15 protein-coding genes and 1 riboswitch are annotated in these 14,572 nt (G+C 51.2%); of the genes, 14 read left to right on the top strand and 1 reads right to left on the bottom strand.

What is annotated here, in order from left to right; all coding sequences use genetic code 11:
- Complete coding sequence (locus B5F29_RS02890) at positions 1-267, bottom strand: hypothetical protein (RefSeq protein WP_087153188.1); 267 nt, start codon at positions 265-267, stop codon at positions 1-3.
- Between the two features lie 60 nt (positions 268-327).
- On the opposite strand from B5F29_RS02890, the gene B5F29_RS02895 reads away from it, so the two are divergent.
- The 14 genes from B5F29_RS02895 (at position 328) to B5F29_RS02960 (ending at position 14,534) form a co-directional block, all read left to right on the top strand.
- Positions 328-1,188: a tRNA 2-thiocytidine biosynthesis TtcA family protein gene (locus tag B5F29_RS02895; RefSeq protein WP_087153189.1), complete on the top strand. Its 861-nt coding sequence runs from the start codon at positions 328-330 to the stop codon at positions 1,186-1,188.
- Positions 1,189-1,374: 186 nt separating this feature from the next.
- Positions 1,375-2,028 (top strand): GTP pyrophosphokinase, encoded by a 654-nt coding sequence (locus tag B5F29_RS02900; protein WP_242955560.1) that lies wholly within the window; start codon positions 1,375-1,377, stop codon positions 2,026-2,028.
- 325 nt (positions 2,029-2,353) lie between these two features.
- Positions 2,354-4,003, top strand: a complete 1,650-nt coding sequence (locus tag B5F29_RS02905) for a putative manganese-dependent inorganic diphosphatase (protein ID WP_087153190.1) — start codon at positions 2,354-2,356, stop codon at positions 4,001-4,003.
- Between the two features lie 229 nt (positions 4,004-4,232).
- A complete protein-coding gene (locus B5F29_RS02910; protein WP_242955561.1) occupies positions 4,233-4,448 on the top strand; it encodes a FeoA family protein in 216 nt (71 codons plus the stop codon).
- A 25-nt stretch (positions 4,449-4,473) separates the two neighbouring features.
- Positions 4,474-4,695, top strand: coding sequence for a FeoA family protein (locus tag B5F29_RS02915; RefSeq protein WP_087153192.1), 222 nt, complete (start codon positions 4,474-4,476; stop codon positions 4,693-4,695).
- 79 nt (positions 4,696-4,774) lie between these two features.
- Positions 4,775-6,928 carry a ferrous iron transport protein B gene (feoB, locus tag B5F29_RS02920; protein ID WP_087153193.1) on the top strand — a complete coding sequence of 718 codons (2,154 nt, stop codon included), beginning with the start codon at positions 4,775-4,777 and terminating at the stop codon, positions 6,926-6,928.
- Positions 6,928-7,065: a FeoB-associated Cys-rich membrane protein gene (locus B5F29_RS02925; RefSeq protein WP_087153464.1), complete on the top strand. Its 138-nt coding sequence runs from the start codon at positions 6,928-6,930 to the stop codon at positions 7,063-7,065. The genes feoB and B5F29_RS02925 overlap by 1 nt, the downstream gene beginning before the upstream one ends.
- Positions 7,047-7,469: a Fur family transcriptional regulator gene (locus B5F29_RS02930; RefSeq protein ID WP_162608350.1), complete on the top strand. Its 423-nt coding sequence runs from the start codon at positions 7,047-7,049 to the stop codon at positions 7,467-7,469. The genes B5F29_RS02925 and B5F29_RS02930 overlap by 19 nt, the downstream gene beginning before the upstream one ends.
- Before the next feature lie 101 nt (positions 7,470-7,570).
- Positions 7,571-8,932 carry an MATE family efflux transporter gene (locus tag B5F29_RS02935; protein WP_242955562.1) on the top strand — a complete coding sequence of 454 codons (1,362 nt, stop codon included), beginning with the start codon at positions 7,571-7,573 and terminating at the stop codon, positions 8,930-8,932.
- A gap of 50 nt (positions 8,933-8,982) precedes the next feature.
- Positions 8,983-9,167: riboswitch (cobalamin riboswitch) on the top strand.
- 205 nt (positions 9,168-9,372) lie between these two features.
- Positions 9,373-10,977: an ABC transporter substrate-binding protein gene (locus B5F29_RS02940; RefSeq protein WP_087153196.1), complete on the top strand. Its 1,605-nt coding sequence runs from the start codon at positions 9,373-9,375 to the stop codon at positions 10,975-10,977.
- A gap of 23 nt (positions 10,978-11,000) precedes the next feature.
- Complete coding sequence (gene nikB, locus B5F29_RS02945; protein ID WP_087153197.1) at positions 11,001-11,939, top strand: nickel ABC transporter permease; 939 nt, start codon at positions 11,001-11,003, stop codon at positions 11,937-11,939.
- A 5-nt stretch (positions 11,940-11,944) separates the two neighbouring features.
- A complete protein-coding gene (nikC, locus tag B5F29_RS02950) occupies positions 11,945-12,772 on the top strand; it encodes a nickel transporter permease (protein WP_087153198.1) in 828 nt (275 codons plus the stop codon).
- 15 nt (positions 12,773-12,787) lie between these two features.
- Positions 12,788-13,576: an ABC transporter ATP-binding protein gene (locus B5F29_RS02955; protein ID WP_330397512.1), complete on the top strand. Its 789-nt coding sequence runs from the start codon at positions 12,788-12,790 to the stop codon at positions 13,574-13,576.
- Positions 13,569-14,534: an ABC transporter ATP-binding protein gene (locus B5F29_RS02960; RefSeq protein WP_087153199.1), complete on the top strand. Its 966-nt coding sequence runs from the start codon at positions 13,569-13,571 to the stop codon at positions 14,532-14,534. The genes B5F29_RS02955 and B5F29_RS02960 overlap by 8 nt, the downstream gene beginning before the upstream one ends.
- Positions 14,535-14,572: the final 38 nt, after the last annotated feature.

Below are 14,572 nucleotides of genomic sequence, written 5' to 3' on the forward strand. Positions count from 1 at the left end.
TCAGTCCTCCTCGATCACCTGAAATTCCAGAAAATCAAAATCTACATCGTCGACAAAGCTGTCCGGACGGAAACGTGTCCGGGCATGCCGCTTAAACTCGCGGATATTGGAGTCCAGCCAGATCGGCCGGCTCAGGTCAAACGCATAGCAGATCTCATCAAGGGCCCGGAATACTTTATGGGTTCTGGTGTCGTTCTGCCCGTCGCATACCATAATGTCTTTTAACATGCGGTTATCTTTAAATATTTTTCCCCATACGCGGAACATGGCGGTATCCTCCTGTAGTCTGAAACTGTTCTGTATCTGCTTTTCAGTATAAAGGCTTGTATGGGGAAAGTAAAGAAGGAGAATTACGTGGAACGTTATCAGGAAATCGAGAGAAGTATTATAAAAAAGTACAGGAAAGAAATTTGGCGGCCCTTTGTTCTGGGCGTTCAGAAATATGATATGATCCAGGAAGGAGACCGCATCGCGGTCTGTATTTCCGGCGGAAAAGATTCCATGCTTCTGGCGAAACTTTTACAGGAACTGGAGCGCCACGGTAAATTTCATTTCGGCCTTGAGTTTCTGGTGATGGATCCGGGATATAATCCGGCAAACCGAAGGCGTATTGAGGAAAATGCGAAGATTCTGAATATTCCCATACATATTTTTGAGTCGGATATCTTTGACGTGGTAGTGGATATTAAAGAGAATCCCTGTTATCTGTGCGCGCGGATGAGAAGAGGATTCCTGTATGCGCATGCAAGGGAGCTGGGATGCAATAAAATCGCTCTGGGCCACCATTTTGATGACGTGATAGAAACGATTTTGATGGGGATGCTGTATGGAGGGCAGATGCAGACAATGATGCCCAAGCTGCACAGCACCAATTTTGAGGGAATGGAGCTGATACGCCCTATGTATCTGGTACATGAGGAGGCGATTCTGGACTGGGCGCGTTGCCATGACCTCCATTTCCTTCAATGTGCCTGTCGGTTTACAGAAGCTTATGAAGTGGATGAACATGGAGCCAACAATTCCAAACGGCAGGAGATGAAAGAACTGATTCAAAGATTCCGCCGGATAAGCCCTGTCATCGAGAAAAATATTTTCCGCAGCGTGGAAAATGTGAATCTGGATACGATCATCAGCTATAAACAGGGAAATAACGTCCATCATTTCCTGGATGATTACGACAAAAGATAAGAAGAACTTATAAAAACGATGTCAAAGTTGTGAAATACATATAAATTTTCCAGAAAAAATGACAAATTATGTAAAGTTTTTATGATATAATATTTCTTATATATGCGCATCCGGCGCGCGTCGGGTGGCGGACGGCTGCGGGAGGCAGCCGCGCAAGAATGTTCTGCACAGGGGAGTAATGCATAAATGGCAGTAGAGATGAGCATACAGGAGTATATCAGGAAAAGGCCGGAGAAAGACAGCTTTCAGACGGCGATGTTTATCTATGAGTCGGCGCTGATTCAGATGGCCAGCCGTCTGGAGATCCTGAATAACGAGCTGAACCATGTATATTCCTATAATCCGATCGAATATATCAGAACAAGGCTGAAGACACCGGAGAGCATCACGAAAAAGCTTCGGAAAAACGGGCATAATATCAGTATCGACGATATGGTTGAACATGTTCATGATATTGCGGGGCTTCGTATTACCTGCTCTTTTTATTCGGAGATTTATTTCCTGGCGGATATGATCGCGCGGCAGGACAATCTGAAAGTGGTGAGCATCAAAGATTATATCAGCCATCCCAAGGAAAGCGGATATAAGAGTTATCATATGATCCTCTGCATACAGGTAGCTCTGGCGGACGCGGTGGTGCCTACGAATGTGGAACTGCAGATCCGTACCATGGCTATGGATTTCTGGGCCAGTCTGGAGCACAAGATATATTATAAATACGAAGGGAACGCACCGGATTATTTTTCCAGGGAACTGAAAGAATGCGCGTCGATCATCTCGAAGCTGGACGGGAAGATGATGTCGCTGAATGAAGCAATGAAGAAAATTGACGGCGGCTGAGAGGAAGTCTTCCTTTTGGCCGCTGTTGTTTGGAATGATCTCCATAAATGAGGAGTGCCCCGGTAATACGGATACCGGGGCTATTATGAAAAAATTTATCGAGTTATCTTATTGGCTTTCCTTTTGATTGATTTTAGTGTAGCATTCAGATATGGATAAATTATGAACAAAATTTGAAGAGTGTGTAAAATACACAAAGATAATAAGAAAAAGCAGAAAAACCTGTAAAAAATAAATAAAACAGGAAGGCCCCGCGGCGGGAAACAGTTGTAAATGCAAACAGGAAGTGCTAAAATAAAGCAAGAAATATAGGGAGGATATGTAAATGGCAGCAGGAGAAAAAGCGCCGATATATGTTATCGGCCATAAGAATCCGGACACGGATTCCATATGTTCCGCCATTGCCTATGCGGAACTGAAGAACCGCCTGTACGGGAAAGGCTACTGCGCGGCCAGGGCGGGACAGATCAATCAGGAAACCCAGTATGTGCTGAATTTTTTCCAGGTGCCGGCGCCCCAGTATGTGGCGGATGTGATGACGGATGTACGAGATATTGACATCCGCAAGACGGAAGGAGTGTCCGGGCAGATTTCTCTGAAAAAAGCATGGAATATGATGCGGGCTCTGGGTGTTACTACTCTCCCCATTACGGAAGATCACAAGCTGAAAGGTCTGATCACAGTAGGGGATATTGCCAACGCTTATATGAATGTCTATGACAACAGCATCCTTTCCACGGCAAAGACTCCATATAAAAATATCCTGGAAGCCCTGGATGCCACCATGGTGCTTGGAGATGAAGATGCGTATTACGAAAAAGGCGAGGTTGTGATCGCGGCGGCCAATCCTGATGTGATGGAGGAGTATATTCACGAAGGGGACATGGTGATTCTGGGCAACCGGTATGAGTCCCAGCTGTGCGCCATTGAAATGAACGCGGCCTGCATCATCGTATGTATGGGCGCAAAAGTGTCCAAGACGATCCGGAAGCTGGCGCAGGAGAATCACTGCAGTATTATCGTAACTCCTCACGACACGTTTACTGTGGCCCGTATGATCAATCAGAGCATGCCGATATCCCATTTTATGCGGCGTGACGGGCTCACTACTTTCAAACTGACGGAAAAAACGGAAGATATCAAAGGAATCATGGGACAGAAGCGTTACCGTGAATTTCCGATCCTGGATCTGGACGATAATTACATCGGCATGATTTCCAGAAGAAATCTTTTGAATCTGAGAAAAAAACAGGTGATCCTGGTAGACCATAACGAGGCCAGCCAGACCGTGGACGGTATCAACCACGCGGAAGTGCTGGAGATCATCGACCACCACCGGATCGGTACCTTGGAGACCATGGAGCCGGTATTTTTCCGCAATCAGCCGGTAGGCTGCACGGCCACCATTGTCTATCAGATGTATCATGAGAACGGCATTGAGATTCCAAAGAAGATCGCGGGGCTTTTGATGGCGGCGATCATTTCAGACACGCTGATGTTCCGTTCTCCGACCTGCACCCGCATAGACCAGAATGCGGCAGAGGATCTTTCTTCTATTTGCGGTGTGGAAATCGAAGAGCTGGCGATCGATATGTTCAGCGCGGGAAGCAATATGAGTTCCAGAACCGCGAAGGAGATCTTCCGGCAGGATCAGAAGAAGTTTGAAGTGAATGATTACAATTTTATCGTCTCCCAGATCAACAGTATGAATACCATCGAACTGCAGGAGATCAAGGAGAAAATGGTGCCGTATCTGGAAGAAAATTTCGATCAGCTTGGCGTAGATATGTGTTTTGTCATGCTGACGAATATTGTAAAGGAAGATACCGAGCTTCTTTGTTTCGGAGAACGGGCGCAGGAAGTGATCCGGGAGGCATTCCAGCTTCCGGGGGATATGGAGGATATCGTCCTGAAAGGACTGGTTTCCAGAAAGAAACAGCTGATTCCCAGCATTATGACGGTACTGCAGCAGTAGACCAAGAGGGTGGATGCGTATTGTATTATGTGCATCCGCTCTTTTTTTGCCTCCGGCCTGAGATTATGAGGAAATGGTTTGGTAAAGCTTACAGGAGTATTATTGATAATATTTATCTGTAACAGCATAATATTTTTAAAAAAGTTAGTTGACATTAACATATAATGCTCCTATAATACAGAATGTAAATGATAGTCGTTTTCATTTATGCCAGAAAACAGGAGGGATCATGATGGCATTATCACTTATGAGTATCGGAGAAACACGGACTGTAGTGAAGGTCCGCGGAAAGGAAGAAGTGGTCAGGCATCTTCAGGATATAGGATTTGCGCCGGGGTCACAGGTGCAGGTGCTCGGTGAGACTGCCGCAGGCATGATTCTTCTGGTAAAAGGTGCCCGTATTGCGCTGGACAGAAGCCTGGCAAACAAGATTATGGTAGCGTAGCGCATGCGGCGGGAAGGAGAAGAAGATGCAGACTTTGAAAGAAGTACCTGTGGGAAAGAGCGTTTCAGTCGTGAAACTGCATGGAACGGGCGCGGTGAAGCGCAGGATCATGGATATGGGAATCACGAAAGGGACGGAGGTTTATGTCCGCAAAGTAGCTCCGTTGGGAGATCCGGTGGAAGTGACTGTACGCGGTTATGAACTGTCTCTGAGAAAAGAAGACGCGAAGATGATCGAAGTACAGTAAGGAGCTTTTTTGACGGCCGCAGAAAGCGGCTTATTTTTAGCAGCATGGGTTAGGAGATACTAACCCCGAGGAGGAGAAGATGTCAATGAAAATCGCACTTGCCGGCAATCCGAACAGCGGCAAAACCACATTGTTTAATGCGTTGACCGGCGCCAACCAGTTTGTGGGAAACTGGCCCGGCGTTACTGTCGAGAAAAAGGAAGGAAAACTGAAAGGCCACTCAGATGTGACGATCATGGACCTTCCCGGAATCTATTCCCTTTCCCCTTACACTCTGGAGGAAGTGGTCGCCAGAAATTATCTGATCGCGGACCGGCCGGACGCGATCCTGAATATTGTAGACGGCACGAATCTGGAGCGTAACCTTTACCTGACCACACAGCTGATAGAGCTGGGGATTCCGGTCGTCATGGCCGTCAATATGATGGACATTGTGAGAAAAGAGGGCGACCAGATCTACACAGACAAACTCAGCAAGGAGATGGGCTGTAAAGTCGTCGAGATCTCCGCGCTGAAAGGAACCGGCGTCAAAGAGGCGGCAGAAGCCGCGGTACAGGCAGCGTCTTCCAATGCATACCAGCCGGTCGTACATACATTTGATAAAAAAGTAGAAGAGACGCTGACGGATATTGAGAATATGCTTGGATCAGAAGTGCCCGAAGAGCAGAAACGTTTCTTCGCCATCAAACTGTTTGAGCGCGACGACAAGATCGGCGACCAGCTGAAAACGGCGCCGGACGTGGAAAATATCATCGCCGGGCTGGAAAAAGAGATGGACGACGATTCTGAAAGTATCATTACCAATGAGCGTTACAATTTTATTGCATCTATCATTGGAAAGTGTTATAAAAAAGCAAGAAAAGGCGAGATGTCCATATCGGATAAGATCGACCGGGTCGTGACCAACCGTATCCTGGCACTGCCGATTTTCGCGCTGGTTATGTTTGTCGTATATTACGTGTCCGTTACCACTGTTGGAACCATCGTTACAGACTGGACCAACGACGTGCTGTTCGGAGAGATCATCCCTCCGGCCATCGAGAGCGTGCTGGTGAGCCTGAACTGCGCGGACTGGCTGCAGGGGCTGATTCTGGACGGCATTGTAGGCGGCGTGGGAGCAGTCCTGGGATTTGTTCCGCAGATGTTCGTGCTGTTCCTGTTCCTGGCTTTCCTGGAAGGATGCGGATATATGGCGCGTATCGCGTTCATCATGGACCGTATTTTCCGGAAGTTCGGACTGTCCGGCAAATCCTTCATTCCGATGCTGATCGGTTCCGGATGCGGCGTGCCGGGCGTTATGGCTTCCAGAACGATTGAAAATGACCGTGACCGCAAGATGACGATCATGACGACCACTTTTGTGCCCTGCGGAGCGAAACTGCCGATCATTGCCCTGATCGCGGGCGCGCTGTTTGACGGAGCGTCCTGGGTGGCGCCGAGCGCGTATTTCGTAGGTATCGCGGCGATCATCTGCTCCGGTATTATTCTGAAGAAGACGAAACTGTTCGCCGGAGACCCGGCTCCGTTTGTTATGGAGCTTCCGGCATACCATCTGCCTACGGTTGGAAGCGTGCTCAGAAGCATGTGGGAGAGAGGCTGGTCCTTTATCAAGAAGGCCGGTACGATCATCCTTCTGTCCACCATCGTCCTGTGGTTCCTGCAGGGTTATGGCTGGGGACCGGACGGTTTCGGCGCGGTGGAACTGGAAAACAGTATTCTGGCATCCATCGGCAACGCGATCGCGTGGATCTTCACTCCGCTGGGATGGACTCAGGGCGGCCAGGGCTGGAAGATGGCTGTGGCGGCAGTAACCGGCCTGATCGCGAAAGAGAACGTGGTGGCTACTTTCGGTGTCCTGTTCGGCTTTGCCGAAGTGGCGGAAGACGGCGCAGAGATCTGGGGAGATCTGGCGGCGTGCATGACCACGGTATCCGCATACAGCTTCCTGGTATTCAACCTGCTGTGCGCTCCCTGTTTCGCGGCCATGGGCGCGATCAAGAGAGAGATGAACAATACCAGGTGGTTCTTCATCGCGATCGGCTATCAATGCGGCCTGGCATATCTGGTGTCTCTGTGCATCTACCAGATCGGCACCTGGATCACCACAGGAGCCTTCGGCATCGGCACGGCTGCGGCATTGGTGATCATTGCGCTCTTTATCTGGCTGCTGGTGCGTCCGTATAAGCAGGACGGAAAACTGAAAGTGAATCTGAAAGGAATGGCGAAAGCATAATGGGAACCTTGATCGTTGGAATCGTTATACTGGCAATCGCAGCTGCCGCGGTACGCAGTATCTGGAAGGATAAAAAGTCCGGAAAATCCTGCGCCGGGTGCAGCGGAGGATGCTCCGGATGCAAGATGAAAGAATGAATGGAAGAGAGCAGGAGAAAAAACAGATCCTGGAACTGTTTCGCAAAAAAGGAATGCGGATCACTAAGCAGCGGGAACTGATTCTGGATATTGTCCTGGAGAATGAATGCAGCTGCTGCAAGGAGATCTATTACCGCGCGGCGAAAAAGGATAAAAATATCGGGATCGCCACGGTTTACCGTATGATCAATTCGTTAAGCGAACTGGGGCTTTTCCGGCAGAATATGCCTTATTGTCTCGCGGGCAGCGATTCCGGCGAATCAGGGAACGGCTGTAAAATATTTTTAAAGGATCAAAACGTAGTGGAACTGAACTTTGAAGAATGGAGAAAGGTGCTTGAGAAAGCGCTCATCCAGAAGGGATATTCCGAGGATGTGGAGATCGATCATATCATATTGAAATAAGGTAAGGCTGACGGGGCATGCCATATCGGCATGTCCCGTTTCTTGTGCCTGAGAAAGGGATATGGTATAGTGGCAGGGATATTTGGGAGAGGAGGATGTGTATGAAAGAAGGCGTCCGGCTGACGGAGGGAGCCATCGGGAAATCGTTGTTCCTGTTTGCGCTGCCGTTGTTCGGAAGCAGTCTGATCCAGCAGCTGTACAATACGGTGGATCTGATTTTTGTGGGAAGGATTCTGGGGACAGACGCATCGGCGGCTGTGGGATCTGGAGGACTTGTAGTGACGTGTATTCTGGGGCTGTTTACAGGTCTCGGCGTAGGCGTGGGGATCGCAGCCGGACATGCCTTTGGCGCTGACGACGGAGAGGAACTGGATCAGGTCGTCCATACGGCTGCGGGGATTTCCATAGCGGGAGGCATCCTTTTCACGATTTTAGGATGGATTCTGACGCCTGTATTTCTCAGGTGGCTGAATACGCCGGAAAATATCCTGGGGCTGTCCGTGGTCTATCTGCGCATTTATTTTCTGAGTCTGCTGTTTATCATAGCCTACAACATCAGTTCCGGGATTTTAAGATCCCTGGGAGATTCCCGGATGCCTATGCTGTATCAGCTTGCTGGCGGTATCGCCAACGTATTCGGAAATGCCTTTTTTATGTATGTGCTGAAACTGGGAGTGGCAGGAGCTGCTTTGTCCACGATGCTGTCGCAGGGAGTAGCCGCGGCGCTTACGGTGAGGCATTTACGCCGGATGCAGGGACCGTACCGGCTGCGATTTTCCAGGATCCGTATCCATCCTCATACCTGCGGGAAGATTCTGCGGGTGGGGATTCCTTCGGCGGTGCAGTCCGTGGTGATCACCCTCTCCAACCTCATCGTGCAGTCCCGCATCAACGGCCTGGGCGTGGACAGCATTGCCGCGTTTACGATCTATTTTAAAGTGGAGAACTTGGTCTATCTGCCGATCCTGGCTGTGGGGCAGGCCAACGCCGCGTTCGCCAGCCAGAATATGGGGGCGGGTTTCGTGGAGAGGATAAAGAAGGGAACATGGACGTCCGCCGCTATGGGCGTCTTTATGACGGTGCTGATCAGCACCGCTGTACTTTTGTTCCCGGGCTTTGTGCTGGGATGGTTCAGTACGGAAGCCGCGGTGATCCGTCTGGGAACGCAGATCGTGCAGATCACGTTTCCATTTTATTTTCTGTATGTGTTTCTGGAGGTGTTCGCGGGCACGCTCCGAGGAGCCGGGCGCGCGGCGGCGCCTATGCTGGTCGTGATTTTGAATCTGTGCGTGGTGAGGATTCTGGTCCTGGAGGCGGTCATGAGAGTCTGGCGAAACGTACAGGGCGTAGCGCTGATTTATCCGGTTACCTGGGCGGTGACGGCGCTGTGCCTGTTTGCCTGCTATAAAGAGATCCGGTGGGAGGAGCCGGGAAAGGCCGCCGGTATATCAAATTGGAATTAGACAGATCACGAAAACAGGAAGTATAATATAACTGTTTATAAAAAGGAATACTGTATTTCGTGGAGTCTGGTTCTGCTTTGCGCAGATGAAAAGAGAAACCGGTGCAAGTCCGGTGCGATCCCGTCACTGTGATAGGGAGCCGGCAGCAAATATGTCACTGGGGATGAAAGCCCCGGGAAGGCGCTGCCTGCGATGAACTTAAGTCAGGAGACCTGCCAGTTTTCCGTGGAGACACTCATACGGTGTATATGAGGACTGCATACGAAAGAGATGGATATATCGGATTGTACGGATGCGGTAGTCCGGCAGGAACTTGTAATGGCGGTGCGGTTATAGATGCCTAATATCTCTGTTGGTAAATATGTTGTTTTTTGAACCCCTGTGAGTGCAGGGGTTCTTATTTTGTAAGAAAATCTTTCAAGGAAAAGGAAGGAAAAAAGATGAAAAGAACAACGAAAAAGATTTTAACGCTTGGTATGACGGCGGCGCTGGCTACAGGAGCGTTGGCCGGATGCGGGTCCTCCGGATCAGGGAACGGCACAGCTGCGCAGAGCGGAAGTGCGGACGGAGAGAAAGTCCTGACATTTGGCTGCCAGAATTACGGGGACGGCCTGGTGGATCCGACCAATCAGATCAACGCAGCCTGGAACTGCATGCGTTACGGCGTAGGAGAAGCGCTGTTCCGGTTTAACGATAACATGGAAGTGGAACCCTGGCTGGCAGAATCTTATGAAGTATCGGATGACCATCTGACCTGGACGATCAAGCTGAAAGACGGAATCAAATTTTCCGACGGCTGCGATATGACGGCCACTAAGGTAAAAGAATCCCTGGATCGTCTGAAGGTAGAAGGCCCGAACGGATCATCCACTCCGGAGCGTTTCCTGGAGTATGAGGCAGAGATCACTGCGGATGATGAGGCGAACACCATTACCATCCAGACGGTGACGGCTTATCCGGATCTGCCGGGCAACCTGGCTTATCCGGTCATGGCGATTGTGGACGTGACGGATACCACGGACTGGGATCACGGCGTGATCGGAACCGGTCCGTATGTCATCGACACCTTTACGGAGCAGGTGGGCTATACGCTGGTCGCCAATGAAAATTACAGAGAAGACGTGCCGTATGACAGAGTCGAGCTCCTGTATATGAGCGATGCGAGCGCAAAGGCCATGGCGCTCAAGAACGGGCAGGTTGACCTGGTGGAAAATATCACCAATGTGGCGGATATTCAGGAACTGCAGAACGACGAGAATTTCACCGTAGACATTGCCAGCGGCGTGCGGTGCGGTTTCTCCTGGATCAATTTTAACGGTGTGCTTGGAAATGACGCACTGCGCCAGGCGGTGATTATGGGCATCGATGATGAAGGTATCTGTGCCTCCAATCTGATCGGCGGGTTATATACGCCGGGATATTCTGTACTGCCTTCCAATCTTTCCTACGGATATGATACGCTGGAGAATCCATTCGCTTATGACGCGGAAGCAGCGAAGCAGCTGCTGGACGACGCGGGCATCGTGGACACGGACGGAGACGGTATCCGGGAACTGGACGGAGAGAACATCATCCTGGACTATGTATACTATGGCAACCGCCTGCTGAAAGAATTTGCCCAGGCGCATCATCAGTATCTGAATGAAATCGGCATCGAGGTCAACGAGCGGGAAGGCAGTTCCGATGACCAGTGGAGCAACCTGGTGGCAGGAGACTATGATTTCAACGGAAATAACTGGACTACCGTAGGAAATGGAGACCCCACCGAATATATGGCGAACTGGTACAGCAAGTCGGCGTCCAACTACTGTGGATATGCCAATGAGGAATACGATCAGCTCTATGAGCAGCTGCTGACCGAGATGGATGAGGGAACCCGTACCGAGATCATCACACGCCTGCAGCAGATCCTGATCGACGATGCGGCGGTTCTGGTGGACGGATATTACAACAGCTCCATGATCTATTCCAAGAACGTGGGCTACGCGCATATTCATACGGCCGATTACTATTGGCTGAGCACGGAGATCGTTCCGGCGGAGTAAACGGATAAGCAAGGGGTGATAGTGTGACAAGAAAACAACTGGTTTCCAGACTGCTGCAGATTGTAGTGGTATTGATAGGCATCAGTTTTCTGACCTTCCTGCTGACTTATCTGTCGCCGGGAGATCCGGTGCGGACGATGCTCAGCGCCACCGGCGTCATGCCCAGCGAAGAACTGGTACAGTCGATCCGCGAGCAGATGGGACTGAACGACCCGTTCTTTACTCAGTATTTCCGGTGGCTGGGCAACTGCCTTCATGGAGACTTTGGAGATTCTTACTCCTTCAGCAGGCCGGTGGTGGAGCTTCTGGCAGCCCGCCTCTGGCCGACCCTGAAGCTTACGATCTTCTCCATGGTCCTGATGCTGATTATATCGGTTCCGCTGGGCATGTGCTCCGCGGTGTACAAGGATTCCTGGATCGATAATCTGGTGCGGGGATTTACCTTCCTGGGTATCTCCCTGCCCAACTTCTGGGCAGGACTTCTGCTGATGCTGGTCTTCTGCGTCCAGGTCAACTGGCTTCCGGTAATCTGCTCCGGAGGAGACTTTAAAAGCATGATCCTGCCCTCTGTGACGCTGGCGATCGCCATGTCCTCCAAATATACCAGACAGGTCCGTACGGCGGTGCTGGAAGAACTGAGCCAGGATTATGTGACGGGAGCCCGCGCCAGAGGCGTGGCGGAGTGGAAGGTACTCTGGCTGAACGTATTTCCCAATTCCCTTCTGCCCCTGATCACCATGCTGGGCCTTTCCGCAGGCTCCCTGCTGGGAGGAACTTCGGTGGTGGAAGTGATCTTTTCCTATCCGGGGCTGGGAAATCTGGCAGTATCGGCGATTACCTCCTGCGATTACAATTTGATCCAGGGGTATGTGCTGTGGATCGCCCTGATCTACATGGCGATTAATCTGGCTGTGGACATATCATATAATTTCGTGGACCCGCGCATGAGACTGAAGAGGTGAGCAATATGAAAAAGAAAAATTTTTTTATGAGAAATAAAACTTTCACCGTCTTTGGTGTCCTGGCGATCCTGATCATCCTGACGGCCGTTTTCGCCCCGGTGGTCACCGGAGGGGTCAACCCTGCGGAAGGAGACCTGTCGACCGCGATCCAGCCGCCCGGCCCGGGACACGTCTTCGGAACCGACAAGCTGGGACGCGACATCTTTACACGCGTGATCTACGGGGCCAGGGTATCGCTGACCGCGTCCTTTTCCGTCGTGATCCTGATCTTTGTGATCGGGACGGTGCTGGGGATCCTGGCGGGATATTTCGGAGGAGCCGTGGACGCGGTGATCATGCGTATCGCGGATATGCTGATCTCTTTCCCCGGACTGGTGCTGGCGATGGCCGTGGCGGGCATCATGGGGGCGAGTATCCGCAACGCGGTGATCGCGCTTGCCGTTGTAAGCTGGACGAAATATGCCAGGCTGGCACGGAGCCTGGTAATGAAGATCCGCGACCGGGATTTTGTTGCAGCGGCGGTCGTCACGGGATCGAAGACGCCCTACATACTGCTGCACTATATGCTGCCCAATGTGCTGCCTACGTTGGTGATCACGGCGGCGGCGGATATCGGCAGCATGATGCTGGAACTGGCGTCCCTGTCTTTCCTGGGATTCGGCGCGAAGGCTCCGGCCGCGGAATGGGGACTTATGCTGAATGAAGGACGGGCATATATGCAGGCGGCGCCCTGGCTGATGGTATTCCCCGGCATCGCGATCTTCATTACGGTCGTGGTTTTTAATATGCTGGGGGACGGTCTCCGGGATATCCTGGATCCTAAAAATGAGTAGGGGGTGCGTGAAGAGATGGCAATGCTTGAATTAAAAGATGTGATGATTTCTTACGGCGGCGTACCCACAGTGCAGAGTTTTCATCTGAGCCTGGAAGAAGGAGAGATCTGCAGTATCGTAGGAGAGAGCGGAAGCGGAAAGACCACGGTGATCCGCGCGGTTCTGGGCCTTCTGCCCGGCGGAGGAAAAGTGACGAAGGGGGATATCCTCTTTGAAGGAGAGACGCTTCTGGATAAATCCAAAGAAGAATGGCGGAAGATCCGGGGATCGAAGATCTCCATGATCTTCCAGGATTCCGGCGCCATGCTGAATCCTACCAGGAAAATAGGGAGCAGTTTTGTGGAATACATCCGTACGCATGAAAGGATCTCCAAAAAGGACGCCTGGGAAAAAGGCGTCGAAATGCTGGAGCGCATGCGCCTTCCAAACGGAGACAATATCATGAAAAGCTATCCTTTCCAGTTGTCCGGCGGCATGCGTCAGAGGGTCGGCATCGCTATGGGCATGACGTACCAGCCGAAGCTTTTGCTGGCGGATGAGCCCACCAGCGCGCTGGACGTGACGACTCAGGCACAGATCATCCGTCAGTTTATGGAGCTGAGAGAGGAATATGGGACAAGTATCATCATGGTGACGCACAATCTGGGCGTGGCGGCCTACATGTCCGACCATATTGTCGTGATGAAAGAGGGAATCGTGGAAGACGAAGGCTCAAGGGATTATATCTTAAAGGACAGCAGGGACGGGTATACCCAGAAACTGCTCGATGCGGTTCCTTCCCCGGGAGGTGTGCGATATGTTTGACGAAAAAGACGTTGTCCTGGAGGCAAGGCATGTGACGCGGAAGTTTCCCGCGCCGGGCGGCCGTACGCTGACTGCCTGCCGGGACGTGAATCTGAAATTATATAAAGGCAAGACGCTGGGGCTGGTGGGAGAGTCCGGCTGCGGGAAGAGCACGTTTATGCGTTTCCTGGTATCTCTGGACATCCCTACGGAAGGGGAGATCTTTTTTCATGGAAAGGATATCACCAGACTGAAAGGGGAAGAACTGCGTCAAAACCATCAGTATATACAGATGGTGTTCCAGGATCCTTCCGCTTCTTTCAATCCGAAGATGAAGATACGGGATATTATCTGTGAGCCCCTGATGAATTTTAAAAGGATTCAGGCGTCCGAGAAGGAGGAGACGGCCTGCAGGCTGCTGGAAATGGTGGATCTGCCCGGCGATTTCGCGGACCGGTATCCCCACAATATGTCCGGAGGACAGCGGCAACGTGTGGCGATCGCCCGCGCCATCGCCCTGGAACCGGAGATTATAGTCATGGACGAGGCCACCTGTGCGCTGGATGTATCTGTGCAGAAAACGATCATCGAGCTGGTCGTGGGACTCCAGAAGAAAAAAGGGATTTCCATCGGCTTTATCGCCCATGACCTGGGACTGATCCAGTCTTTTGCCCATCAGATCGCCGTTATGTATCTGGGGACCATCGTGGAGGTGCTTCCGGGAGAAGAGATCAGCTCAAAGGCCATGCACCCGTATACACAGGCGCTTTTGGGCGCTGTGTTTGACCTGAACATGGACTTTTCCAAAAAGATAGAAAGCATCAAGAGCGAAGCGCCGAGCCCTCTGGATATGCCGCCCGGATGCCCATTCCAGGACCGGTGCGGACACTGCATGGAAATATGCAGAAAAACGCTGCCGGCGCTCAGGGATATGGGAGAAGGACATCAGGTGGCGTGTCATCTGTATGATGAAAAATAAAAAGAGCGGTGCTCTCTTATTGCGAACTGAAAGAAAGG

Origin of the sequence: Lachnoclostridium sp. An196 (genome assembly GCF_002160135.1) — a bacterium.
In the GTDB taxonomy this organism is placed as follows: domain Bacteria; phylum Bacillota; class Clostridia; order Lachnospirales; family Lachnospiraceae; genus Hominiventricola; species Hominiventricola avistercoris.

Excerpts from the sequence above, each read along its gene's own strand:
- B5F29_RS02935 (WP_242955562.1), top strand. The coding sequence starts at position 7,571 with ATGAAAGAAGGCGTCCGGCTGACGGAGGGAGCCATCGGGAAATCGTTG.
- nikC (WP_087153198.1), top strand. The coding sequence starts at position 11,945 with ATGAAAAAGAAAAATTTTTTTATGAGAAATAAAACTTTCACCGTCTTT.
- B5F29_RS02915 (WP_087153192.1), top strand. The coding sequence starts at position 4,474 with ATGCAGACTTTGAAAGAAGTACCTGTGGGAAAGAGCGTTTCAGTCGTG.
- B5F29_RS02910 (WP_242955561.1), top strand. The coding sequence starts at position 4,233 with ATGATGGCATTATCACTTATGAGTATCGGAGAAACACGGACTGTAGTG.
- B5F29_RS02900 (WP_242955560.1), top strand. The coding sequence starts at position 1,375 with ATGGCAGTAGAGATGAGCATACAGGAGTATATCAGGAAAAGGCCGGAG.
- B5F29_RS02960 (WP_087153199.1), top strand. The coding sequence starts at position 13,569 with ATGTTTGACGAAAAAGACGTTGTCCTGGAGGCAAGGCATGTGACGCGG.
- B5F29_RS02930 (WP_162608350.1), top strand. The coding sequence starts at position 7,047 with ATGCAAGATGAAAGAATGAATGGAAGAGAGCAGGAGAAAAAACAGATC.
- feoB (WP_087153193.1), top strand. The coding sequence starts at position 4,775 with ATGTCAATGAAAATCGCACTTGCCGGCAATCCGAACAGCGGCAAAACC.
- B5F29_RS02925 (WP_087153464.1), top strand. The coding sequence starts at position 6,928 with ATGGGAACCTTGATCGTTGGAATCGTTATACTGGCAATCGCAGCTGCC.
- B5F29_RS02940 (WP_087153196.1), top strand. The coding sequence starts at position 9,373 with ATGAAAAGAACAACGAAAAAGATTTTAACGCTTGGTATGACGGCGGCG.
- B5F29_RS02895 (WP_087153189.1), top strand. The coding sequence starts at position 328 with ATGGGGAAAGTAAAGAAGGAGAATTACGTGGAACGTTATCAGGAAATC.
- B5F29_RS02905 (WP_087153190.1), top strand. The coding sequence starts at position 2,354 with ATGGCAGCAGGAGAAAAAGCGCCGATATATGTTATCGGCCATAAGAAT.
- B5F29_RS02890 (WP_087153188.1), bottom strand. The coding sequence starts at position 267 with ATGTTCCGCGTATGGGGAAAAATATTTAAAGATAACCGCATGTTAAAA.
- B5F29_RS02955 (WP_330397512.1), top strand. The coding sequence starts at position 12,788 with ATGGCAATGCTTGAATTAAAAGATGTGATGATTTCTTACGGCGGCGTA.